This is a genomic window from Mesorhizobium sp. ISC11 (assembly GCF_037162595.1).
GTDB lineage: Bacteria > Pseudomonadota > Alphaproteobacteria > Rhizobiales > Rhizobiaceae > Mesorhizobium > Mesorhizobium ciceri.
Map to the genome: position 1 here is coordinate 2,769,801 of NZ_JAVSPW010000001.1, position 23,471 is coordinate 2,793,271.

The following is a 23,471-nucleotide window of genomic DNA, read 5'->3' on the forward strand; positions in this document are numbered from 1 at the left end:
TCCGTCAGCCAACGCGCCGGCGAGAGGCTCCGAAGGAACCCAAGCTGCCAGCCTTGCAAATTGCCGCCACGCGGACGAATGTGGAATCGATGACTGCCGCTTCCCCAACCAACAGACCTGATATCGCCGACCTGCTGGCGTTTTACGCCAGCGTGGGCGTCGACGAGGCGCTCGAAGAGCAGCCGGTGAACCGGTTCGCCGAGGTTGCGCCAAAGCCGATGGAGCGCGCGCCGATCGCAGCGCCTTCGGGTGGCACCGCCGCACCGCTGCGCTCGACGACCGTGTCCCGCGGCGAAGCCGGGGACAGAGCAAATGCACCACCCGTCGCGCGGTCGCCGTCTGCGACGACTGCGGTTCCCGACGAAGCGCAGGCGGCACTTGCCCGCCAATTGGCGACCACAGCAACGACGCTGGACGAGCTTCGCCAGCATATGGCGGCGTTCGAGGGCTGCAATCTCAAGGCCACCGCCAAGAACCTGGTGTTTGCCGACGGCAACCCGGAAGCCGCCGTCATGCTGGTCGGCGAGGCGCCCGGCCGCGACGAGGACATCGAGGGCCTGCCCTTCGTCGGCCGCTCGGGCCGGCTGCTCGACCGCATGCTGGCCGCGATCGGGCTCGACCGCACTTCAGCCTATATCGCCAATGTCATTCCCTGGCGGCCGCCGGGCAATCGCACGCCGACGCCGCACGAAACCGAGATCTGCCGGCCGTTCATCGAACGGCAGATCGAGCTGGTCAATCCCAAGGTGCTGATCAACCTTGGCGGCCCGTCGGCCAAGACCTTGCTCAACACCTCGGAAGGCATATTGCGGCTGCGCGGCAATTGGCGCGTTCACACGACGGCATCCGGCATCGCCATCCCGGCCATGCCGACGCTGCATCCGGCCTATCTCCTGCGAACCCCGTCGCACAAGAAGCTGGCGTGGCGGGATTTCCTCGAAGTGAAGGCAAAGCTGCGAGCGCTCACCTAGCGATAACCTCGCAGGTAATTGAAATGCCGTCCTCACCAGCCTAACCATTCACTCATGACAACAGCCCAAACCTCCGCCGGCAGCCTTATTCGCGAATGGCGCACGCGCCGGCGCATGTCGCAGCTCGACCTCGCCATGGAGGCCGAAATCTCGCAGCGGCATCTGAGCTTCGTCGAAAGCGGCCGCGCCGCGCCCTCGCGCGACATGGTGCTGCATCTGGCCGAGCAATTGTCGATCCCGCTGAGGCAACGCAACCAGTTGCTGCTCGCCGCCGGCTTTGCCCCCAGTTTCGGCGAACGCTCGCTGACCGACACGACAATGGCGCCGGCGATGGCGGCGGTCGAAATCGTGCTCAAAGGCCACGAGCCGTTCCCGGCACTCGCTGTCGACCGCCACTGGAACCTGGTTTCGGCCAACGCCGCCATCGCTCCCTTCCTTGCCGATGTCAGCGAGGCTTCGCTGCTGACGCCGCCGGTCAACGTGCTTCGCCTCAGCCTGCATCCCGGCGGCATCGCGCCACGCATCGTCAACCTCCAGGAATGGCGCACGCATCTGCTCGAGCGCCTGAAACACCAGAATGACGCGAGCGGCGACGCGGTGCTGATCGAACTCGAGCGTGAGCTGAGGACTTATCCGTCAGGCTTGAGAGGCAGCCGGCCGTCGCCGGTCGAGGCGAACGCCATCGTGCATCCGCTCAGGCTGGCGCATGGCGATCAGGTGCTGTCGTTCATCAGCACCATCACCGTGTTCGGCACGCCGCTCGACGTGACGCTTTCGGAACTGGCGATCGAATCGTTTTTCCCCGCCGATGAACAGACGAGGACGGTGCTGGTTCGGTTGGCGAAGGAACGGGCCGAACGTTCGTAATCACCCTTCAGGCAAAGATGCCTTGCGCGTGCGGGTGCGCTCCAGGCCGAGCTGGCGTTCGCGCCAGATGATGAAGATGCCGGCGGCGACGACGATCAGGCCGCCGACAAGCATATGGAGCGTGGCGACGTCGCCGAAGACGAGATAGCCGACGACGAGGCCTAGGATCATCGAGGTGTATTCGAACGGCGCCACGACCGAGGCTTCGGCATGGCGATAGGCCGCCGTCATCAGGATCTGGCCAAGGCCGCCGCAGAAGCCGGCGGCAACAAGAAGGGCCGCCTGGAGCGGCGTCAGCGCCTGCCAGCCGAATGGCAGCGAGAGCAGCGACATGACGCTCGCCGTCACCGAAAACCACAGCACGATGGTCGCCGTACGCTCGCTTTGCACGAGATTGCGCACCAAGAGCATGGCGACGGCCGAGATCGCCGCCGCGACAAGAGCGGCCATGACGCCAAGCACTTCCTGGTCGTCGAGCGCCTGGTCGGAACTCAGCAGCGTCAGTTCCGGCCAGGAGATGATCAGCACGCCGACCAGGCCGACCGCGACCGCACTCCAGCGATACACGCGGATAGCCTCGCCGAGGAAGATGGAGCTGAACACCACCACCAGCAGCGGCTGCGCGTAGTTCAGCGTGATCGCTTCCGGCAGCGGCAGCCGGGTCAACGCGAAAAAGCCGAGCCCCATGGCGCAGACGCCGACCAGGCCGCGGGCGATGTGGTTGAACGGACGCTTGGTGGTGAAGGCAGTGCCGAGCTCTTTCCTGAAGGCCAGGAAGGCGATGATCGGGAAGATGGCGAAGAAAGAGCGGAAGAAGACAATCTGGCCGGCCGGAACCGTGCCTGCGGCTTTGATGCAGGTCTGCATGCCGACGAAGACCGCCACCGACACGATCTTGAGCATGATGCCGGTAAGCGTGTCGTGCCCGCCGGCATCATCGCTGGCTGTGGCCGAGGGGCTGCCGGGGCCCGCTGTCACGCTCCCGACGCTTCTCGGATCGTCGCCCAGATACGCGCCGGCGTTGCCGGCATGTCGATGTGCTTGACGCCATAAGCGCGCCAGAGCGCGTCGGTCACCGCATTGAGTGCCGCCGGGGTCGAACCGATGGTGCCGGCCTCGCCCGCGCCCTTGATGCCGAGTGCATTGGTCGTCGACGGCACGTTGCGGGTCTCGAAATGGAAGAACGGGAAATTGTCGGCGCGCGGCATGGCGTAATCCATGAAGCTCGCCGTCAAAAGCTGTCCGTCCTCGCCGTAGATAGTGTCCTCGGTCAGTGCCTGGCCGATGCCTTGCACGACGCCGCCATGCACCTGGCCGGCGAGCAGGATCGGGTTCACGGTCACGCCGAAATCGTCGACGATGGTGTAGCGGACAATCTCGGTCGCGCCGGTGTCGGGATCGATCTCGACCTCGCAGATATGAGTGCCGTTGGGATAGGTGCATTCGTCCTGCACGAACTCGCCAAAGCCCTTGAGATCGTCAGGCGTCTTGGCGGCCTTGGCGATGCTGGAAAAATCGAGCGAGCGATCGGTGCCGACGATGCGGGCAACACCATCGGACAACTCGATGTCGCCGGCAGAAGCCTCCAGCTCGTCGGCGGCGATGCGCTTGATCTTGTTGGCCAGATCCTCGCCCGCGCGGGAAGCCGACACACCCCCCAGCGGAATGGAGCGCGAGCCGCCGGTGCCGCCGCCGGCCTTCAATTCATCGGTATCGCCCTGGCGGACATGGATTTTGTCGATGTCGAGATTGAGCTTTTCCGACAGGAACTGCGCATAGGCGGTGGCGTGTCCCTGTCCGTTGGTCTGGGTGCCGATCTTCAGCGTCACCGTGCCGTCGCCATTGAGTTCGACGAAGGCCGGCTCCGAGCCCGGAAAGGCACAGGCCTCGATATAGGTCGCCATGCCGAGACCGCGGATTTTTCCGCCGGCCTTCGACTGCGCCAGCCGCTCCGGAAACGCTTTCCATTCGGATTGCTCAATGGCGCGCTCCATATGGCCTTCGAATTCACCGGTGTCGTAGAGGCGGCCGGTTTGCGTCCGGTAGGGAAATTGCTCCGGCCGGATGAAATTGCGGCGGCGGATCTCCTCGACGGGCAGGCCGAGATCGTGGGCGCAGGCATCGACCAGTTTTTCCAGCAGGAAGGCTGCTTCCGGCCGGCCGGCACCGCGATAGGCATCGACCGGGCAGGTGTTGGTGTAGAGGCCGGTCACCGAGACGTCGAGCGCCTGGATATCGTAGACACCGGTCGACATGGTGACGCCGATATAGGGGATGAACGGACCATATTGCGAGATATAGGCGCCGATGTTGGCGAGCAGGTCCACCTTCATGCCGAGAAAGCGGCGGTCCTTGTCCAGTGCCATCTCGGCCGTGACGAAATTGTCGCGGCCTTGCGCGTCGGTCAGAAAGTGTTCCGTGCGGTCGCCGGCCCACTTCACCGGGCGGCCAAGCCGCTTCGCCGCTTCCAGCACCAGCGGATATTCGCGGTAGACGAAGCTCTTGGGCCCGAAACCACCGCCGACATCAGGTGTGATGACGCGCAACTGGCCCTTCTTGATCTTGAACACGCTGGCCAGGATGTACTGCATGGAGTGCACGCCTTGCGACCCGGTGGTCAGCACGAAGCGCTTCTCCTCGACGTTCCATTCGCCGATCGCGGAGCGCGGCTCCATGTAGTTGCAGACCAGCCGGTTGTTGACGAACTCGATGCGGGTGACGTGTGCGGCCTTGGCGAAAGCCGCTTCGGTCTTTTTCCTGTCGCCCATGTGGTAGCTGAAGGCGCGGTTGGAACCGAGCTCCGGCCAGACCAGCGGCGTGCCTTCGGCAAGTGCATTTGCGGTCCCGGAAGCCGCGTCTTCGCCGTCATAGTCGACATCGATCAATTCAGCGGCATCCTGCGCCAAGGCACGGCTGTCGGCGACGACGAAGGCAACGGCATCGCCGACATAGTTGACGCGGTCGCGGCACAGGATCGGGATGTCGCGCGTCGGCGCCTTGGTGCCGTCCGGCTGTTCCTGCATGACGCCGGATTTCAGATCGCCGAGATGGGCAAGGTCCTTGCCGGTCAGTACCAGATGGACGCCAGGTGCGGCCTTCGCCGCCTCGGTCGAACCGATGGTGAAGCTGGCCTTGGCGACCGGCGAACGCAGGAGATAGCCATGCAGGACGCCAGCCGGCTGGATGTCGTCGGTATAACGGCCCTGGCCCTGGATGAAGGCGGCATCCTCGCGCCGCAGCACGGATGCGCCCATGCCGAATTTCGGTGTGACGACGGTCATGGATGCCTCGTGATGATGACAGGAGAACGAACGCCTGAAATAGGCATTGCCTCAGTTTTGTCGAGGGGCCGTTTCGTGTAAAGAGCGCGGACTTCAAATTTCTTGGACCAGCGGACACAATCCGCCGCCAACGCAATCGACAGGAAAACCCACGGAATGCGCACGGACACCGGCCAGGTCTTCAAGCTCGAAGACTATCGCCCCAACGACTACCTCATTCCGCAAACCGACCTCACCTTCCGCCTTTCGCCAGACGCAACGCGTGTCACCGCCGTGCTCACGATAGAGCGCCGTGACGGCGTCTCCGCATCGGCTCCGTTGGTGCTCGACGGCGACGGGCTTACGCTCAAGCACATCGAGATCGACGGCAAGAAGGTAAAACCGGCGGATCTGCTGGCGACGCCCGACCAGTTGACCATCCTCAAGCCACCGGTGGCGCGGCGCTTCCAGTTGCTCATCGAGACCGAGGTGGCGCCGGCGGGCAACGAAGCCCTGATGGGCCTCTACCGCTCGAGCCACGTCTACTGCACGCAATGCGAAGCCGAGGGCTTTCGCCGCATCACCTATTTCCTCGACCGTCCCGATATCCTGTCCGTCTACACGGTGCGCATGGAGGCAATGCGCGACGAGGCGCCGCTGCTCCTGTCCAACGGCAACCCGCTCGAAAAGGGCGACCTCGGCGACGGCTGGCATTATGCAGTGTGGCACGACCCTTTCCCCAAGCCGTCCTATCTGTTCGCATTGGTGGCCGGCAATCTCGGCCGGCTCGCGGACAGTTTCGTCACCCTGTCCGGCCGCACGGTCGAGCTCGGCATCTATGTCGAGCCCGGCAAGGAGACGCTGGCCGGCTATGCGATGGACGCCCTGAAGCGGTCGATGAAATGGGACGAGGAGGCGTTCGGCCGCGAATACGATCTCGACGTCTTCAACATCGTCGCCGTGTCGGACTTCAACATGGGCGCGATGGAGAACAAGGGCCTCAACATCTTCAACGACAAATATGTGCTGGCCGACCGGGAGACCGCGACGGACGCCGATTTCGCCAATATCGAGGCGATCATAGCGCATGAGTATTTCCACAATTGGACAGGCAACAGAATCACTTGCCGCGACTGGTTCCAGCTCTGCCTGAAGGAAGGCCTGACGGTTTTCCGCGACCACGAATTCTCCGCCGACCAGCGCTCGCGCGCGGTCAAGCGTATTGCCGAGGTGCGGACCTTGCGCGCCCACCAGTTTCCAGAGGACCAGGGCCCACTGGCGCATCCGGTGCGGCCGCGCCGCTACCGCGAGATCAACAATTTCTACACCGCGACGGTCTACGAGAAGGGCTCCGAAGTGGTGCGCATGATCCGCACAATTCTCGGTGCCGACGTGTTTCGCGCCGGCATGGACCTCTATTTCGAGCGGCACGACGGTGACGCGGCGACGATCGAGGATTTCATCAAGGTGTTCGAGGATGCGTCCGGCCGCGACCTGTCGCAGTTCGCGCTCTGGTATCATCAGGCGGGAACGCCGAACCTGACGATCAGTTCGACGCACAATCCGGCCGCGCAGGAGTTCACGCTCGAAATCGAGCAGTCGGTGCCGCCGACACCCTCCGAAAGCCGCAAGCGGCTGATGCACATCCCGCTCGCTTTCGGGCTGATCGGCGCCGGCGGCAAGCCTGTGCCGTATAGTAGCGTCGAGGGCGCCAGCGTCGAGGACGGCGTCATCCATATCCGCAAGCGTCGCCACATGGTGCGGTTTTCAGGCGTCACCGAGCGCCCGGCCGTGTCGCTCAACCGCGGCTTTTCGGCGCCGGTGACATTGTCCGTCGAGCAGAAAGCCGACGACCAGTTCTTCCTCGCCCGCCACGACGGCGACGCCTTCTCGCGCTGGCAGGCTTTCAACACATTGTTGACCGATGCGCTGATATCAGCGTTCCGCGAGATCCTCGGCGGCAAGCAGCCGGCCTTTGCGCCGCGGCTGATCGAACTCGCCGGCAGCATTGCCGGCGACGAGACGCTGGAGCCGGCCTATCGGGCATTGGCGCTGGCCCTGCCCGGCGAAGCCGACATTGCCCGCGACATCGGCAGGAACATCGACCCCGATGCCATCTATGCGGCTCGCGAGGCACTGGCGCTGGCGATCGGCACTGCGAACCGGGACGTTTTTTCGGGCCTCTACCTCAGCCTTGCCGACAGAGAAGCGTTCAGCCCCGACGCGGCAAGCGCCGGGCGACGCGCCTTGCGCAACACCCTGCTGGATTATCTGTCGCTGCAGCCGGGCGGAGCGGAACTCGCTGCCGGGCATTTCCAGTCCGCGACCAACATGACCGACCGCGCGGCAGCACTTGCCGTGCTCGCGCATCGTCACCACGGTTCGCCCGAGGCGGTCGAGGCGCTGGCGGCTTTCGAGACGACCTACGGGTCCGACCCGCTGATCATGGACAAATGGTTCCAGATCCAGGCCAGCGTACCGGGGCCGCAAACCGTCGACACCGTGAAGGCCTTGACCAACCACCCGGCCTTCTCGATGGGCAATCCGAACCGGGTGCGCTCGCTGATCGGCACCTTCTCCAGCGCCAATCAGACCGGCTTCCACCGGGCCGACGGCGAAGGCTACTGGTTCTTTGCTCAAACCGTCCTCGAGGTTGAAAAGCGCAACCCGCAAGTGGCGGCAAGGCTGGCGACGGCGCTCAGATCCTGGCGTTCGCTCGAACCCTTGCGGCAGGCGAAGGCCAGGGAAGCGCTGCTCTCGATCGCCGGCGCCGAAAACCTGTCGGCGGATCTGCGGGATATTGTCGAGCGCACGCTGGCTTAGCCGCTCTCTTCCTTCTCCCCTTGTGGCAGAAGGGAGATCCGTGCACGCCGCCAAGCTGGTGAATTTCAACCAGGACCTGCCAGCAGCGGCTTCCGTTAGGCGCTGCGCCAGCGAAAGCCCATTATTTTAGTCGATTTTTAATCTTTTTTCGCCGGACCACTGGACAAGGCGAATCACCTTTGATTCTTTACTGACGATTCGGAAGTGCGGCGTTTGCCGGATCACCAAGCAGCATAGGCAAATTCGGGGAGTGCCATTTATGGCGAAGGCGGACGCGTGGGGCGCGCCCGGAGGGACGGTTTTTGCGCATCGTGAGACGCGCGGCGACGGTCTTGCCGGGAATACGCGACTCATCGCCGAACCGGCCTACCGGCGGCTTCTGGCCGCCGAGCCGCTGCTGCGCCGATCAATACCCGTCCTCATCATCACCTTCCTGATCGTCATCGCGGCGCTGCGCGTGCTGTCGCTGATGAACGAGCGCGACGATGTCGAGCGCAATGCCAAGGCGATCCTGACGCTGGCGGCGGGCCAGCTGGCCAGTTCGCTCGCCACCACCTCGGAAACGGTGCCCGGCGCCATACAGGATCTGCTGGAGACCACCAGCCGTCAGGGCGCGATGGGCCGCAGCCATGTGCTTGTCATCACCGACAGCGCTTTCAAGATCGTCGCGGTGACGCCACGCTCGATGCCATGGCAGGGCCATTCTCTGGACGGCCTCGTCGAGGGCGGCCAGCCCTTGTTCATGTTCGGCGATCGTGCGGGCGTCATGGACGTCAACATCGACGGACGGGATTGGTACGCCGCGGTCAGCCTGGCGAATGGCGGAAAGGGTGCATCGGCGGCCCTGGTGCCACAGGACGCGGTTTTCGATGCCTGGCGCAAGACCGTTTCGCTGAACGTCACCCTGTTCGTGCTGACGGCCGGTGTGCTGATCGTCATCCTCTATGCCTATTTCGGCCAGGCGGCACGTGCGCAGGCGGCCGACCGCATCTACCTCGAAGCGCATCAGCGCATCGACATGGCGCTGGTTCGCGGCCGCTGCGGCCTGTGGGACTGGGACATGGTGCGCGGCAAGATGTACTGGTCGCGCTCGATGTACGACATGCTCGGCTACAAGCCTTGCGAAACGATGCTGTCCTTCGGCGAGGTCGATCAGATCATCCATCCCGAGGACGGCGACCTGTTCGAGCTCGCCAACAGAATCGTCGCTCGCGAGATCGATCACATCGATCAGGTGTTCCGCATGCGCCATGCCGATGGCCAATGGGTCTGGATGCGCGCGCGGGCACAGGTCATCGATCCGGAAGCGCCGGAGATCCAGCTGATCGGCATCGCCGTCGACGTCACCGAACAGCGTCATCTGGCGCTGCGTTCCGAGGCTGCCGACCTTCGCCTCAGAACGGCGATCGAGAACATCAACGAATCCTTCGTGCTGTGGGATTCGACGCAGCACCTGATCATGTGCAATTCCAAATACCAGCAGGACAACGGGCTTTCGGACCGCGACGTGATGCCGGGCACCGCGCGCGCGGCTCTGGAAGAACGCATGCTGGCCTTTGCTTCCGAAAGGCGGCTTGCCCACACCAGCGGCCTGCAGGGCGGCGCCACTTTCGAGCGGCAGTTGGCCGATGGCCGCTGGCTGCAGGTCAACGAACTGAAGACCCGGGACGGCGGCATCGTCTCGGTCGGTTCCGACATCACCCAGATCAAGCTGCACCAGGAGAAGCTGGTCGACAGTGAGCGACGGCTGATGGCAACGATCCATGATCTCAGCCTCGCGCGGCGGGCCGAAGAGGAGCGTTCGCGCGAACTGGTCGACCTCAACCGCAAATACATGAAGGAAACCGAACGGGCCGAAGCGGCGAACCGGGCCAAATCCGAATTCCTGGCCAACATGTCGCATGAGTTGCGCACGCCGCTGAACGCCATCATCGGCTTCTCCGAACTGATGGAACAAGGGCTGTTCGGCCCGCTCGGATCGGAGCGCTACGAGGAATATGCCACCGACATCAACAGCAGCGGCAAGTACCTGCTGGGCGTCATCAACGATATTCTCGACATGTCCAAGATCGAGGCCGGCCAGTTCTCTCTGGACCGGGAAGAGATCGACCTCGGCCCGCTGATCAGCGAAACCGTACGCGTCGTTTCGCTGCAGGCGGCGCAAAAGGCCATCTCCGTGGAAACGCGCATTGCCGATGCGCTGACGCTGGTCGCCGATCGCCGTGCGATCAAGCAGATCGTCATCAACCTTTTGTCCAATGCGGTGAAGTTCACCGGCCACGGCGGCCACATATCGGTCAGGGCCCGCAACACATCCGGCGCGCTGGTGCTGACGATCGAGGACAATGGCTGCGGCATCCCCAAGGAGGCGCTCGGAAAGCTCGGACGGCCGTTCGAACAGGTGCAGAACCAGTTCTCCAAGAGCCATGCCGGGTCCGGCCTTGGCCTTGCCATCTCACGTTCGCTGGCCGAGCTTCAGGGCGGCGCGCTGAAGATCCGGTCGAGCGAAGGTGTCGGCACTATCGTGTCGGTGCGCATTCCGGTGAAGAAGAGCGTGCTGGCCGTCAAGGTTGCAGCGTGAAGTTTTTATCACCATCCCAGGCCTGATCCACCTCGTGGACGCGAGGTGAAACGCTTTGACAAAGTTATCTATTTTATCTATTTTGGATAAAAAAGAAAGGCCTTGTCATGCGAGTGACTTCAACGGAATTCCAGCAGAATGTCGGGCGTTTTCAGGATGCTGCCCAGCGTGCGCCGGTCGCAATCACAAAGAATGGCCGGACCCACACGGTACTCCTGTCGGCGGCGATGTTCGAGGTCTTGGTCAAGGGACGGGTCGCCCGTCCTGTGGAAGAGCTGGACGACGAGACGCTTAACGCCATCGCCGAAAGCGCCGTATCGAGCGAATATGCCGGGCTTGATGCAATGCTCAAAGACTGGACACCGTGAGCCTGCCCAAACCTATCCCGGGTCTGGTGATTTCCTATTCTTACCTCTGGGTGAGAGAACACGAAAAGGGTGCCGAAGAAGGTCGCAAAAACCGATCATGCGCCATTGTCGCCGCGCGGTCGTGGAGGGCCGTGAAGTCATAACGGTCGTTCCGGTCACACACTCGCCACCAGCTGATCCTGCCGATGCAGTAGAAATACCTGCGCCCCTCAAAGCCTATCTCGGCCTCGATGACACGCCATCATGGATCGTCGTCACCGAAACCAATCATTTCCTCTGGCCGGGTCCCGATCTCAGGCCTATCGCGGGGAGCAAACCGTCCCGATTCGACTATGGCATGCTGCCGCCGCGTTTCTATGCCTATCTGCGCGACCGGATTTTGCAGTCTCACGCAAGCCGGGCGCTGCAGCAGATTCGGCGAACAGAGTAGCTGCATGAGACTGGAGGACCACGAAACGTCCCCGATTCCAAGGGACGATCGCTTCCCGGTCATCCCGCACGAAGCAAAAGGTCGAAATCCTTCCTGACCTTCTGCGACGTCTCCTTGAGGTGTGCTTCGAGCACACCGAAATCCGGCAGGTCGGTCACCGCCAGAAGCAGATCCGAAAGCCCCGGCGGAACGTCGTCGCGCTCGAAGGCTCCGGTAAGGCACAGCCGCGTCATCTGGGTCAGCGCCAGATAGAGCGCATAGGCGTCGAAAAGCTCCTGCCTCGCCCCGGCATTGGCGAAGCCCGGTGACAGGCGCGAAAGGATTTCGGCGGTACCGGTAACGCGCGGCCCGGCGCCTACCTGCCCGGTGATGACAGCGACTTGGGCGATGAATTCGAGATCGATCAGGCCGCCGGGGATCAGCTTGATGTCCCACAGGTCGCGCGGCGGCTTTTCCTTCTCGATCATAGCCCGCATCTCCGAGGCCTCGGCCATCACCTTTGCGGCGTCGCGCGGCTGACCAAGCACCGCCGCCACTTCCGCTTCAACCTCACTGCACAGGCTGGCGTCGCCAGCTATGGCGCGCGCGCGTGCCAACGCCATGTGCTCCCAGGTCCAGGCTTCCTGGCGCTGGTATTTCTTGAAGGCATCGATATGGGTCGCCACAGGACCCTTGTTGCCTGATGGCCGCAGGCGCAGGTCGAGTTCGTAGAGCACGCCCTCCGCCGTCGGCGCCGACACAGCTGCGATCAGCCGCTGCGTCATGCGGGTGTAGTAATGCGAAGGCGCCAGCGGCTTGTCGCCATCGGACTCCTCGGCGTCCGGCGCGTGGTCGTAAAGCAGGATCAGGTCGACATCCGATCCGGCGGTCAGCTCGCGGCTGCCGAGCTTGCCCATGCCGAGCAGCGCAACCACGCCGCCGGCAATGGTGCCGTGGCGCGCCGCGAATTCGGCCGTCACCGCCTGCAACGCAGCCTCGATGGTGAGATCCGCCAGATCGGAGAAGGCGCGGCCGGCGCGCGCCGGATCGATCGAGCCGGCGAGCAGCCGGACGCCGATCAGGAATTTCTGCTCGGAAGCAAAAATGCGCAGCCGGTCGAGCACGTCCTCATAAAGCCGGTCGCCCTCGACAAAGGCGGAAAGCCGTGCCGACAGATAGGCGCGGTCCGGTAGCTCCGTCAGCAAGGCCGGGTCGAGCAGACCATCGAAGACATGCGGCCGGCGGGTGATGATCGCCGCCAGCCGGGGCGCCGCACCCATGATCGTTGCCAGGAGCTTGAGCAGGGCCGGATTGGACTGCAGCAGGGAAAACAGCTGGATGCCGGCCGGCAGGCCGGCGAGAAATTCGTCGAAGCGCATCAGCGCTTCGTCGGCCCGGCGCGTCTGGCCGAAGGAGCGCAGCAGCGCCGGCGTCAATTCCGTCAGCCGCTCGCGCGCCTCCGCCGACTGGGTGACGCGATAGCGACCGAAATGCCAGCCTCGGATGACGCGGCAGATGTCGCTTGGCCGCTGGAAGCCGAGGCCGTGCAAGGTCTGCAGCGTATCGGGATCGTCGACATCGCCGGTGAAGACGAGATTGCCGATGCCTGTCGACAGTTCGGGTGCTGTTTCGAACAGTGCCGCGTAGTGGCGTTCGACCTGCTGCAACGAGGCGCGAAACGCCTGGGAAAAGGCAGAAGCATCGGCAAAGGCGAGCATGCGGGCGATGCGCTCCAAGCCTTCATCATCTTCCGGCAGCGTGTGGGTCTGCTCGTCGGCAACCATCTGCACGGCATGTTCGACGCGGCGCAGGAACCAGTACTGGCGGGCGAGCGCATCGCGCGCCTCGGTGGTGATCCAGCCGCGTGTCGCAAGCTCGCCGAGCATCGGCACGGTCTCGCGGCCACGCAGTTCAGGGAAGCGTCCGCCGGCGATAAGCTGCTGGGTCTGGACGAAGAACTCGATCTCGCGAATGCCGCCGCGGCCGAGCTTGACGTTGTGGCCCTTGACCGCGATCTCACCATGGCCCTTGTGGGCGTGGATCTGACGCTTGATCGAATGGACGTCGGCAATCGCCGCGTAATCCATGTATTTGCGCCAGATATAGGGCTGAAGCTCCTTGAGGAAGGTAGCGCCCGCGGCCAGATCGCCAGCCACCGGACGTGCCTTGATCATGGCGGCGCGCTCCCAGTTCTGGCCGCGCGCCTCATAGTAGCGCAGTGCCGCCTCAACCGGGATCGCCAGCGGTGTCGAACCGGGGTCGGGGCGCAGCCTCAGATCGGTGCGGAAGACATATCCGTGCTCGGTGCGGTCCTGCAGGATGCGAACCAGGCGGCGCGTCAGCCGCGAAAACAATTCGGTGGCGTCGAGCGGGTCGACGACCGCCGGTGCTTCCGGATCGAAGAAAACCACCAGATCGATGTCCGAGGAAAAATTCAGCTCATGTGCCCCGAGCTTGCCCATGCCGAGCAGGATCCAACCCGACTGTTTCGACGGGTTGTCGACATCCGGCAGTTTGAGTTTGCCCTGGCCGTGCGCGTCGCGCAGCAGGAAGTCGACGGCGGCACGGGTACAGGCGTCAGCGAGGTCGCTCAACCGCCGGACCGTCAGCGCCGTTTCGGCCTCGCCGGCAAGATCGGCCAGCGCGATGAGGAAATGCGCCTCCGCCTTCCACTGGCGCAGCTCCATCATCAGGCCGGATTCCGAAAGGGTCTCCGCCAAATGCGCCAGGTCTATGGCGGCGCCGATCGCTTTCAGCCGAGCCTCGATTGTCTGCTCGAACAGCCCGTCCAGGATTTGCGGCCGGCGACGTGCCGTATCGCGCAGGAACGGCGACAGATCGAAGACGGCGGCGAGGAAATCCTGGCCCTCCCCTTTGCCGGCCAGAAACTTGGCCAGCCGCGTCAGCCCTTCTTCGCGTGCGGCGGACGCGATCTCGGCCAGTTCCAGCCGCGCACGGTCCTCGTCCAGCGGAACAAGCCTGGCCGCCGGCTTCAGCAGCCAATCTTTCGCTCTCGCAGTCGTGCTCATCAGTGATCCTCCCGAACCGGGAAACTCATGACCACGGATAGTCCAGGATTGCCAGGCAAGAGTTCAAGCCGGCCATTGTGGAATGTCATGACCGCCTTGGCGAGGCTGAGGCCAAGACCGGAACCCGGTTGCGAACGGCTCTTCTCCAGCCGCACGAAACGTTCCGTGGCACGCGCGCGGTCGCCATCGTCGGGAATGCCGTGGCCATTGTCGGCAACCGACAGGCGAACGTCCGCACCGGTTCGCTCGAGCGTGACGCGCACCGCCGGCTGGGCATTGGCGCCGGTGGAATATTTGATGGCGTTGTCGACGATGTTCGACAGCGCCTGACCGATCAGTTCGCGGTTGCCGTTGACGGACACCGCCTCGTGCGCGTCTGCTTCCAGCGACACGCCCGCCTCTTCCGCCACCGGCTCATAGAGCTCGACGACATCGCGTACGGCTTCCGCAAGATCGACGCGGTTCGTATTTTCAGACGAGTAGCCAGCCTCCAGCCGGGAGATCATCAGGATGGCGTTGAAGGTTTTTATCAACTGGTCCGACTCGGCGATGGTGCCTTCCAGCGCCTGCCGGTAGTCGGTGGGCTTTTGCTTGCCCGAAAGCGTCGCTTCGGCCCGGTTGCGCAGCCGGGTCAGCGGCGTCTTCAGATCATGCGCGATGTTGTCGGAAACCTGCTTCAAGCCTTCGTTCAGCGTGGCGATCCTGGCCAGCATGGCATTGAGATTTTCGGAGAGCCGGTCGAACTCGTCGCCAACCCCCGTCACCGGCAGCCTGCCCGACAGATCGCCGCCCATGATGCGACGGCTGGCTTCCGACACGCTGTCGATGCGCTTCAGCGCAGCGCGGCCGACAAAAAACCAGATCAGCAATCCGCCCAGCCCCATCATGCCGAGCGCCAGCATCAGCGCACGGCGGATGACGGCACGAAACCGTTCCGGCTCGCCAAGGTCGCGGCCGACCAGCATGATCATCTGGTTCGGCAGCCGCAGCACCAGCGCAATGGCGTTGTGGCCTTTTTCGCCCTGCGCCTGCGCATCGTTCTGCTCGGATTGGGTGGTGGTACCCTGCTCGGCGGGAAGGTTGCGCAGGCGCTCGAGCTCTCCCTCGCCAAAGCGCTGATAAGAGAACGGACTGCTGGTCCAGCCTTCGGTTTCGAGAACGCCAGGTTCGAGGCTCTGCACGTTGCCGGTCAGGATCTGGCCGTTGGCGTCGGCGATCAGGTAAAGGTTTGCGCCGGGCTGGCGCGAGCGCGCTTCGACCACGCGGACCAGTACCGGCAGGCCACCGCGCTGATAGGCGCGGGCAAGGCCGAGCACTTCGTCATTGATGGTCTCCTGCGTCTGCGCGGTCAGCATTCGCGCCGACAGCGAGGTCATGTAGAAGACGAGCGCCACCGCGCAGAGCGCGAAGAGCAGGAAGTAGAGCGCCGAAAGCCGCGCTGCCGTCGTCTTCATGATGGCGGGCACGGAAAGAGCCATGCCGCAGCTAACCACTCTTCAGCATATAGCCGGCGCCGCGAACCGTATGCAGGATGGGCTTGTCGAAGCCCTTCTCTATCTTGCCGCGCAGCCGGGAGACATGGACGTCGATGACATTGGTCTGCGGATCGAAATGGTAGTCCCAGACATTTTCCAGCAGCATGGTGCGCGTCACCACCTGGCCGGCATGCCGCATCAGATATTCGAGCAAGCGGAACTCACGCGGCTGCAGCGTTATCTCGCGTGACGCACGGCGGACCGAATGCGACAGCCTGTCGAGTTCGAGATCGCCGACGCGGTAGACGGTTTCCGCTTCCTTGGCACTGGCGCGCCGGTTCAGCACCTCGACGCGGGCGAGAAGCTCGGAGAAGGCATAGGGCTTTGTCAGGTAATCGTCGCCGCCGGCGCGCAAACCCGTGACCCGGTCATCGACCTCGCCGAGCGCCGACAGGATCAGCACCGGCGTCGTGTTGCCCCTGGACCTGAGACCGGCAATGACCGACAGGCCGTCGCGACGCGGCATCATCCGGTCGATCACCATCACGTCGTAGTCGCCGGCGTCGGCGAGCGCAAAGCCGGTTTCGCCGTCACCGGCGACATGCGCGGTGTGACCGGCCTCGGCAAAGGCTTTCTGCAAGTAATCCGCAGCCTCGCGATCGTCTTCTATGACGAGAATCTTCATAGGGCTGTTATACGCGATTTCGCCGGAAGGTTGAGTGGCAGACATCTGCATTGTGGCCTTTGCCAAAGCGCATCGCGACCGAGATCGCTCGAAGCAGTGCGCGATAAAGCTGCTCGCTGCCGATGTCGTTGGCATCGGATCGTTGAAGCGCTTTTGAAATTGTGCGGCAGCGGGCGATGGGAAGCCCGCTGCCGCCGGGGGAAGGCGCGATGACTGACTAACGCGCGCTCCTCCATGCTTTCCCGTACGGCGGCTCGGGGGTGTTGAACCGGCGCACTGGAAAAGTCCAACTTGCCGCCGGAACGCCCTCACCCGTCTCGGAAGGCCGAGAGAACGCTCCGGAGCCGACCTCAGCCCTTGGCGACGGGCAGCGCGACGAAACGATTGGTGTCGTCGCGGGTGATCTGCATCAGCACTGCCTTGCGGCCGGATTTGACCGCTTCGGTCATCGCCTTGGTGACGTCGTCGGTGCCGTTCACTTCGGTCGAATTGACCGATGTGATGACGTCGCCCGGCTGGATGCCGCGATCGGCAGCATCGCTGTCGGGATCGACGTCGGTCACCACCAGCCCCTTGCCGTTTTCGGACTTGGTGACGGTCAGGCCGAGATCGGCCAGCGTGTCGGGCTTTGCCGGAGCGGCAGGCTGCGACTGGTCGACAGAGGCCTGCTTGTCGCTCGAGGGCAGTTTGCCGAGATCGACCTTGACCGTCTGGCTCTTGCCGTCGCGCCACACGGTGACGTCAACCGATTTGCCAGGCGAGTAGGCGCCGATCAGCCGTGCCAGTTCCTTCGGCGAAGCGACGTCCTTGCCGTTGACCTGGGTGATCACGTCACCGGCCGTGATGCCCGCCTTCTTGCCGGGACCATCGTCCTGGGCACTGGAAACCAGTGCGCCGTTGTTGGACTTCAGACCAAGCGACTCAGCGATGTCGGAGGTGACCGGCTGGATTTCGACACCGAGCCAGCCGCGCTGAACGGAACCGCTCTTCATCAGGTCCTGAACGACCTGCTTGGCGGTCGAAGCGGGAATGTCGAAGGCGATGCCGACGCTGCCGCCGGACGGCGAGAAGATCGCGGTGTTGATGCCGACGACCTGGCCGTTGAGGTTGAAGGTCGGGCCGCCAGAATTGCCGCGGTTGACCGATGCGTCGATCTGGATGAAGTCGTCATAAGGGCCAGCGCCGATGTCGCGGCCGCGGGCGGAGACGATGCCGGCGGTGACGGTGCCACCAAGGCCGAACGGATTGCCGACGGCCACCACCCAGTCGCCGACGCGAACCTTGGAGTCATCGGCGAAGTCGACATAGGTAAACTTGCCGACGCCATCGACCTTGAGCACGGCGAGATCGGTGCGCGGGTCGGTGCCGATCAGCTTGGCGTCGAGTTCCTTGCCGTCATTCATCACCACGGTGAAGGCCGAGCCTTCCGAAACGACGTGGTTGTTGGTGACGAGATAGCCGTCATCCGAGATGAAGAAGCCGGAACCTTGTGCAACCGGCCGCGGCTGGTCGTTGTTGCGGTCGCGATGGCTGAAGCGCCTGTTGCCGCCACCCTGGCCGTCCTGATCACCAAATCCACGGAATTCCTTGAAGAAGCGGCGCAGTTGCGGATTGTTGGGCAGGTTGTTCATGCCATCCTGATCGTCGGACGGGTCCGAGCCGTCATCGGCGGCCGGGCTGATCTTGGCCTTGACCTTGACGCTGACAACAGCGGGAGAAACCCGCTCGACGACATCGGCGAAGCCCGGTACCTGCGGCGCCTCGACGCGCACGGCATCGGCCAGAACAGGGCTGGTTCCGCTGGTCAGCGCACCGACGCCGATCGCACCGGCCACGGCTACAGACGCGACGGCAGCCATGAGACGCTTGCGGGTGACGGAATATGAACGGGGGGCAATATTCATGGATCTCGTATCCTCTTTCCAAATGGACGCTGCTGATGGGCATCCTCAAGCAAGAGAATTAGAGTGGCGCACATTACAGCGCCATTTCCGACACATGAAACTTTGGTAATGTTTTGGGGTCGGGAGACGCACAAACCCGTTGGCCGCGATGCCCTATGCGCTATCTTGTACACAACTCAGCACAAGGCTTTCATAAATGACAGCAAGCACGCCTGGCGGATCGACCCCGCAATGTGGAACACGTCGAGCACGAAGGGTTGTCCGAGAGAAGTATCATTCGTGAAATGGGCCGAGGCCTTGGTGATATGGCGACGGGCCGGCCAGGCCGGGTAACAGGCACATATGAGACGTTCATCGGCCGCCCGCCGTACATCATTGCTTATGAGTTGCGCCCGATCGCTGGCCGTCAGTGCGTCGTTATCCTGCGCGTCATTCACACGTCGCGGGACTGGCCCTCGGAGGAATGGCCGAGCTAATTGCCTAGTATCTTGTCCAGCGCCGCCTGTTCCTCAGTGGTCAGCGCATTGGTTGCCGTCGAGCGACGCGACCGCGCGGTCAGCACGATGAAAACGCCTCCCACCAGCAACAGCAGGACAGGCGTGCCCCACAGCAATGCATTGCGCAGGTCGAAACGCGGCTTGAGCAGCACGAACTCGCCATAGCGCGAAACCACGTAGTCCATGACCTGCTGGTCAGTGTCGCCGGCGACGAGGCGCTGACGCACGAGGACGCGCAGGTCGCGGGCAAGGTCGGCATCGGATTCGTCGATCGACTGGTTCTGGCAGACCATGCAGCGCAAGCCTTCCGAAAGCGCCCGAGCCCGCGCCTCAAGTGCAGGATCAGGCAGCATCTCGTCAGGCTTCACCGCCAAGGCCGTGCCGGCAAAAAACAGCGCCAGCAGCAGGATAATGGAGGTCAGCGAAAGCCGTGCGTTCATGGCAGGGTCGCGGATGGCACCACGCTCGCCTGCTTGCGCCGTCGCGACGGCGCGCCGACGCGCAGGCGCCGGTCCATCAGCGACATCGCCGCGCCCGCCATCATCATCAGGCCACCGCCCCAGATCAACGTCACCAGCGGCTTCCACCACAAACGCACGACGACCGAACCGTCTTTGCCCTCGTCGCCGAGCGAGATGTAGAGCTGCGAGAAACCGATCGTCCTGATGCCGGATTCCGTCGTCGTCATCTGCCGCACCGGATAAAACCGCTTGGCGGAGCTGATTTCGCCAACAGGGCTGCCGCTGACGCCGATCAGCTCGAAGCGGCCGCGATCCTCGCTGTAATTCGGTCCCTGGGCCGGATAAAGCCCGACGAAACGCAGCGTATGGCCGGACAGTTCGACGGTCTCGCCGGCATGCATCGACAGGATCTTCTCGGTGCCGAAGCAAAGTGTGCCGACGATGCCGAGCGTGGTCAGGCCGAGGCCGAGGTGAGCGAAGGCTGTGCCGAAGACCGAGCGCGGCAAGCCGAGCAAGCGCCGGACCATGATCCCCGTTGCGACGGTCCGAAAGCCGGATTTGACGGCGAGATCGGTGAGCGCGCCAAGGATCAGCCAGACGGCAAGGCCTACGCCCAGGGCTGCGAACACCGAGCCGCCGTCGATGAACAGAGCGGTGACCAGCGTCGCCAGCAGTGCCGCAGCAAAGGCCACCATCAGGCGCTGCGCGACGGCGAAGACATCGCCGCGCTTCCAGGCCAGCAACGGCCCGAACGGAACCACGAGCAGCAGCGGCACCATCAGCGGCCCGAAGGTGAGATTGAAGAACGGCGCGCCGACCGAGATCTTGTCGGCTGAAAAGGCTTCGACAGCGAGCGGATAGAGTGTGCCGACAAGCACGGTCGCCGTCGCCGTGGTCAGGAACAGATTGTTGAGGACGAGTGCCCCTTCTCGGGAAATCGGGTGGAACAGGCCGCCGGTCGTCAACCGGGAAGCGCGCAGCGCAAACAGCGCCAGCGAGCCGCCGATAAACAACGTCAGGATGCACAGGATAAACACGCCCCGGGTCGGATCGGTTGCAAAGGCATGCACCGAGGTCAGCACGCCCGAACGCACGAGGAAGGTGCCGAGCAGCGACAGCGAAAAGGTCAGGATGGCGAGCAGCAGCGTCCAGATCTTCAGCGCCGAGCGCTTTTCCATGACAATGGCCGAATGGAGCAGCGCGGTGCCCGCCAGCCACGGCATGAAAGACGCGTTCTCGACTGGATCCCAGAACCAGAAACCGCCCCAGCCAAGTTCATAATAGGCCCAGTACGATCCCATGGCGATGCCGCCGGTCAGGAACATCCAGGCGACCAGCGTCCACGGCCGCACCCAGCGCGCCCAGGACGCGTCGATGCGGCCTTCGATGAGAGCGGCGACCGAGAAGGAAAAACAGATCGAGAAGCCGACATAGCCGAGATAGAGGAACGGCGGGTGGATGGCGAGGCCGAGATCCTGCAGGATCGGGTTGAGATCGCGGCCTTCGATCGGCGCCGGGTTGAGCCGGATGAACGGATTGGACGTCGCCAGGATGAACAGGAAGAAGGCGGCGCCGATGGCGCCTTGCACCGCAAGCACATTGGCGCGCAGCGTCGCCGGCAGGTTGGAGCCGAAAGCGGCGACGAGTGCGCCGAAGAAGGTCAGGATCAACACCCAAAGCAGCATCGAGCCTTCATGATTGCCCCAGGTTCCGGTGATCTTGTAGATCAACGGCTGCAAGGAATGCGAGTTTTCCCACACGCTTGCCACCGAGAAATCGGAGCTCGCATAGGCACTCGCCAGCGCTGCGAAAGACAGCGCCGTCAAGGCGAAGCCGGTCACCGCGACCGGACCCCCGACGGCCATCAGGCGCTGGTTGTTCAGGCGTGCGCCAAACAGCGGCACGAGCGTCTGCACCAGCGAAAGCGCAAACGCCAGGACGAGGGCGAAATGTCCGGTTTCAACCATGCCCGTGATCCACTGTCGCTCTCCTGCCGGAGCTATTCACTCTTGCTCTCCTGCCACACGCCCTTGGCCTTGAGGCCGTCCGCAACCTCCTTGGGCATATAGCGCTCATCATGCTTGGCCAGCACGCTATCGGCAACAAAAACCCCGTCCGGGCCGAAACTACCCTCGGTGATGACGCCCTGCTCTTCGCGGAAAAGGTCGGGCAGGATGCCGGTATAGGTGACCTTGACCGATTTGTGCGTGTCGGTGACCGAAAAGCCGACCGTGGCCCCCTGCCCGCGCTGGATCGTGCCTTTTTCGACCAATCCACCCAACCGGATGCGCTGGCCAGGCTGGACGCTTGCCGTGGTGAGATCGGCCGGCATGTAGAAATAGGAGGCCTTCTGGCCAAGCGCGTAGAAAGTCAGCCCGGTCGCGGCACCCAGGAAGACCAGGCCGCCCGCGATCACCGACAATCGTTTCTGCTTGCGCGTCATGTCTTGTTCTACTCCGTCGCCGCAAGCCCAAGCGAAGCGGCAAAGGCGGTGAACTTCTTCGCCTGGTCACTGTCGGCCCCAAAGACGGCAATGGCGCGACCGAGCGCCTCACGCGCCTGATCGGCCTTGCCAAGCACGACATAGGAACGAACGAGCCGCATCCATCCTTCCGGGTCGTGCGGATTTTGCCGCAGTTTGTCGTCAAGGCCGGCAACCATGGTGTTGATCATGGCTTCCCGATCCTGCGGCGACATCGAGGATGCGGCGTCGATATCGCCGGCATCGGGGCCGTTGGCGGCGTCGCCAGAAGCCACTTCGGGGTTGCCGGACTTGGCCAGCGCCTGCTCGACGGCACCGCGCCATGGCGAGTCCGGCGGCAATCTGCCCAGCATCGCCTGCCATGCCGTGGTCGCTTCCTTGGCGCGACCCTCCTGCGCCAACGCCATGGCCAGGTAGAAACTGGCCTTCGCATTGGCCGGATCGAGCTTCAGGGCTGCCTCGAAAGCATCCTGGGCATCGGCCGAGACAATGCCGCCTGCCGCGCCGGCGATCGCCTCTCCGAGACCGGCCTGGCGAACGGCGCTGTCGCCATCAAGCCGAATGGCGTTGCGATAGGCATCCGCCGCGTCGGAAAAGCGCTGCATGCGCAGATAGACCGGGGCAAGCACGTCCCAGCCCCTGCCATCGGTGGGATTGGCGGCCAGATGGGCTTCGGCCCGCGCCACCAGTTCGTCGACCGAACTGTCGGCGGGATTCTTGGCCAACCGCTCGCTGAGCGGTTGTGACGGCAGGTCGGGAGAGCCAAGCTTGACATAGAGCCCCCAACTGACCAGCGGCACCGCCAGCACGGCTACGGTTGCCACCAGCCTTGCGGTGGCCGGCGCTCGGCCCGCGTTTGCGCCACCGGCGGTACCCGCATTGTCAAGGCGAAGGATGCGGCGAGCGATCTCGGCGCGGGCTTCGGCCGCTTCGGCCGGCTGGATCAAGCCACGCGCGGCGTCGCGGTCAAGCTCGGACAGTTGGTCGCGATAGACTTCGAGATCATGTTCGCCGCTCGACGACGCGCCCTTCGCGCTGGCGGCCAGCGGCAACAGCACCGCCAGGCTTGCACCCAGCGTGAGAATGGCGGCTATGACCCAGAACAGCATGGTTCTTCCAATAACGGCAGAGCTCTGCCGTGCCAACAGATGCATGCTGCGACGCTTTGACGACGCCAGCCGCCAATCGTCGGCAGACGGTCGTCAGGTCAGCGGCGTCCAGCTGCCATCGGCGTTGCGGCAAGCGGTTCCGCGCGCCGTGACTCCGGCGCCGCCGGAAAACACCGTCTGCGTGTACTGGCGGCAGTCCTGCGAACCGACGCGGTAGGGCTGGGCCGGAACCACCTCGCCGTAGCGCGAAGCCTGGGCGCCTTTCCACGTCACCTTCTGGCCGCTGGTCGTGTATTCCAGCGCTTTGTACTCAGCCTCGAGCGCGCTGCGCTTCTCGGTCTCGCTGAGGCCGTTGCCGATCGCCCCGCTGATGAGGCCGCCGCCCATCGCCGAAATGATCGTCGTGGTCACCTTGCCGCTGGAAGGAGGTGTCGAGGCCGGTGTCGCTGCCACGGTTGGACCCTTGCCGCTCAAGGTGGTGCAGCCGGAAACAGCCAGCAATGCGGAAACAAGCGCGACGCGAATCTTCATGCCAACAACCGGTTTTCTT

Annotated in this window: 17 protein-coding genes and 1 pseudogene; 7 read left to right on the forward strand and 11 right to left on the reverse strand. The window is 63.8% G+C overall.

The genetic code is table 11. The features are described 5' to 3' along the window. Window positions 1–89 precede the first annotated feature (89 nt). A complete protein-coding gene (locus RPF88_RS13830; protein WP_024505277.1) occupies window positions 90–971 on the forward strand; it encodes a uracil-DNA glycosylase in 882 nt (293 codons plus the stop codon). A gap of 54 nt (window positions 972–1,025) precedes the next feature. Further along, window positions 1,026–1,838 (forward strand): helix-turn-helix domain-containing protein, encoded by an 813-nt coding sequence (locus RPF88_RS13835; RefSeq protein ID WP_013532623.1) that lies wholly within the window; start codon window positions 1,026–1,028, stop codon window positions 1,836–1,838. Here RPF88_RS13835 and RPF88_RS13840 read toward each other — a convergent pair whose 3' ends face one another. Both RPF88_RS13840 and RPF88_RS13845 read right to left on the reverse strand, forming a co-directional pair. After that, window positions 1,839–2,741 (reverse strand): DMT family transporter, encoded by a 903-nt coding sequence (locus RPF88_RS13840; protein WP_244506971.1) that lies wholly within the window; start codon window positions 2,739–2,741, stop codon window positions 1,839–1,841. 71 nt (window positions 2,742–2,812) lie between these two features. Beyond that, a complete protein-coding gene (locus RPF88_RS13845) occupies window positions 2,813–5,119 on the reverse strand; it encodes a xanthine dehydrogenase family protein molybdopterin-binding subunit (RefSeq protein WP_337122613.1) in 2,307 nt (768 codons plus the stop codon). A gap of 156 nt (window positions 5,120–5,275) precedes the next feature. Here RPF88_RS13845 and pepN point away from each other — a divergent pair, with 156 nt between their 5' ends. From pepN to RPF88_RS13865, 4 genes are all read left to right on the forward strand, one after another. Further along, a complete protein-coding gene (pepN, locus tag RPF88_RS13850; RefSeq protein ID WP_063167698.1) occupies window positions 5,276–7,921 on the forward strand; it encodes an aminopeptidase N in 2,646 nt (881 codons plus the stop codon). Between the two features lie 259 nt (window positions 7,922–8,180). Next, entirely contained in the window at window positions 8,181–10,502 is a 2,322-nt protein-coding gene (locus RPF88_RS13855) for a PAS domain-containing sensor histidine kinase (RefSeq protein ID WP_013532627.1), read from the forward strand. Between the two features lie 107 nt (window positions 10,503–10,609). Further along, complete coding sequence (locus RPF88_RS13860) at window positions 10,610–10,870, forward strand: type II toxin-antitoxin system prevent-host-death family antitoxin (RefSeq protein ID WP_013532628.1); 261 nt, start codon at window positions 10,610–10,612, stop codon at window positions 10,868–10,870. Window positions 10,871–10,967: 97 nt separating this feature from the next. Beyond that, the gene (locus RPF88_RS13865; RefSeq protein ID WP_244514280.1) at window positions 10,968–11,300 is read left to right on the forward strand and encodes a hypothetical protein; all 333 of its coding nucleotides are present in this window, start codon (window positions 10,968–10,970) and stop codon (window positions 11,298–11,300) included. A gap of 59 nt (window positions 11,301–11,359) precedes the next feature. Here RPF88_RS13865 and RPF88_RS13870 read toward each other — a convergent pair whose 3' ends face one another. The 4 genes from RPF88_RS13870 to RPF88_RS13885 all read right to left on the reverse strand — a co-directional run bounded on the left by RPF88_RS13870 (window position 11,360) and on the right by RPF88_RS13885 (window position 18,372). Then, window positions 11,360–14,308 (reverse strand): bifunctional [glutamine synthetase] adenylyltransferase/[glutamine synthetase]-adenylyl-L-tyrosine phosphorylase, encoded by a 2,949-nt coding sequence (locus RPF88_RS13870; RefSeq protein ID WP_013532629.1) that lies wholly within the window; start codon window positions 14,306–14,308, stop codon window positions 11,360–11,362. Beyond that, window positions 14,308–15,786, reverse strand: coding sequence for a sensor histidine kinase (locus tag RPF88_RS13875; RefSeq protein ID WP_013532630.1), 1,479 nt, complete (start codon window positions 15,784–15,786; stop codon window positions 14,308–14,310). The genes RPF88_RS13870 and RPF88_RS13875 overlap by 1 nt, the downstream gene beginning before the upstream one ends. A gap of 7 nt (window positions 15,787–15,793) precedes the next feature. After that, on the reverse strand, window positions 15,794–16,468 hold the full coding sequence (locus RPF88_RS13880) for a response regulator transcription factor (RefSeq protein WP_023812818.1): 675 nt from the start codon (window positions 16,466–16,468) through the stop codon (window positions 15,794–15,796). 350 nt (window positions 16,469–16,818) lie between these two features. After that, window positions 16,819–18,372 (reverse strand): Do family serine endopeptidase, encoded by a 1,554-nt coding sequence (locus RPF88_RS13885; protein WP_013532632.1) that lies wholly within the window; start codon window positions 18,370–18,372, stop codon window positions 16,819–16,821. A gap of 296 nt (window positions 18,373–18,668) precedes the next feature. Between RPF88_RS13885 and RPF88_RS13890 the strand changes: the two are divergent. Further along, window positions 18,669–18,848: pseudogene (locus RPF88_RS13890) on the forward strand (type II toxin-antitoxin system RelE/ParE family toxin); the annotation flags it as partial. Here the strand turns inward: RPF88_RS13890 and RPF88_RS13895 are convergent. From RPF88_RS13895 to RPF88_RS13915, 5 genes are all read right to left on the reverse strand, one after another. Then, window positions 18,845–19,309, reverse strand: coding sequence for a cytochrome c-type biogenesis protein (locus tag RPF88_RS13895; protein ID WP_013532633.1), 465 nt, complete (start codon window positions 19,307–19,309; stop codon window positions 18,845–18,847). The pseudogene RPF88_RS13890 and the gene RPF88_RS13895 sit on opposite strands and share 4 nt — an antisense overlap. Next, the gene (locus RPF88_RS13900) at window positions 19,306–21,297 is read right to left on the reverse strand and encodes a heme lyase CcmF/NrfE family subunit (RefSeq protein WP_013532634.1); all 1,992 of its coding nucleotides are present in this window, start codon (window positions 21,295–21,297) and stop codon (window positions 19,306–19,308) included. The genes RPF88_RS13895 and RPF88_RS13900 overlap by 4 nt, the downstream gene beginning before the upstream one ends. A 32-nt stretch (window positions 21,298–21,329) precedes the next feature. Continuing rightward, complete coding sequence (gene ccmE, locus RPF88_RS13905) at window positions 21,330–21,773, reverse strand: cytochrome c maturation protein CcmE (protein WP_013532635.1); 444 nt, start codon at window positions 21,771–21,773, stop codon at window positions 21,330–21,332. An 8-nt stretch (window positions 21,774–21,781) separates the two neighbouring features. Beyond that, window positions 21,782–22,921, reverse strand: coding sequence for a c-type cytochrome biogenesis protein CcmI (ccmI, locus tag RPF88_RS13910; protein WP_013532636.1), 1,140 nt, complete (start codon window positions 22,919–22,921; stop codon window positions 21,782–21,784). A 93-nt stretch (window positions 22,922–23,014) separates the two neighbouring features. Continuing rightward, window positions 23,015–23,452 (reverse strand): hypothetical protein, encoded by a 438-nt coding sequence (locus tag RPF88_RS13915; RefSeq protein WP_013532637.1) that lies wholly within the window; start codon window positions 23,450–23,452, stop codon window positions 23,015–23,017. Window positions 23,453–23,471 lie beyond the last annotated feature (19 nt).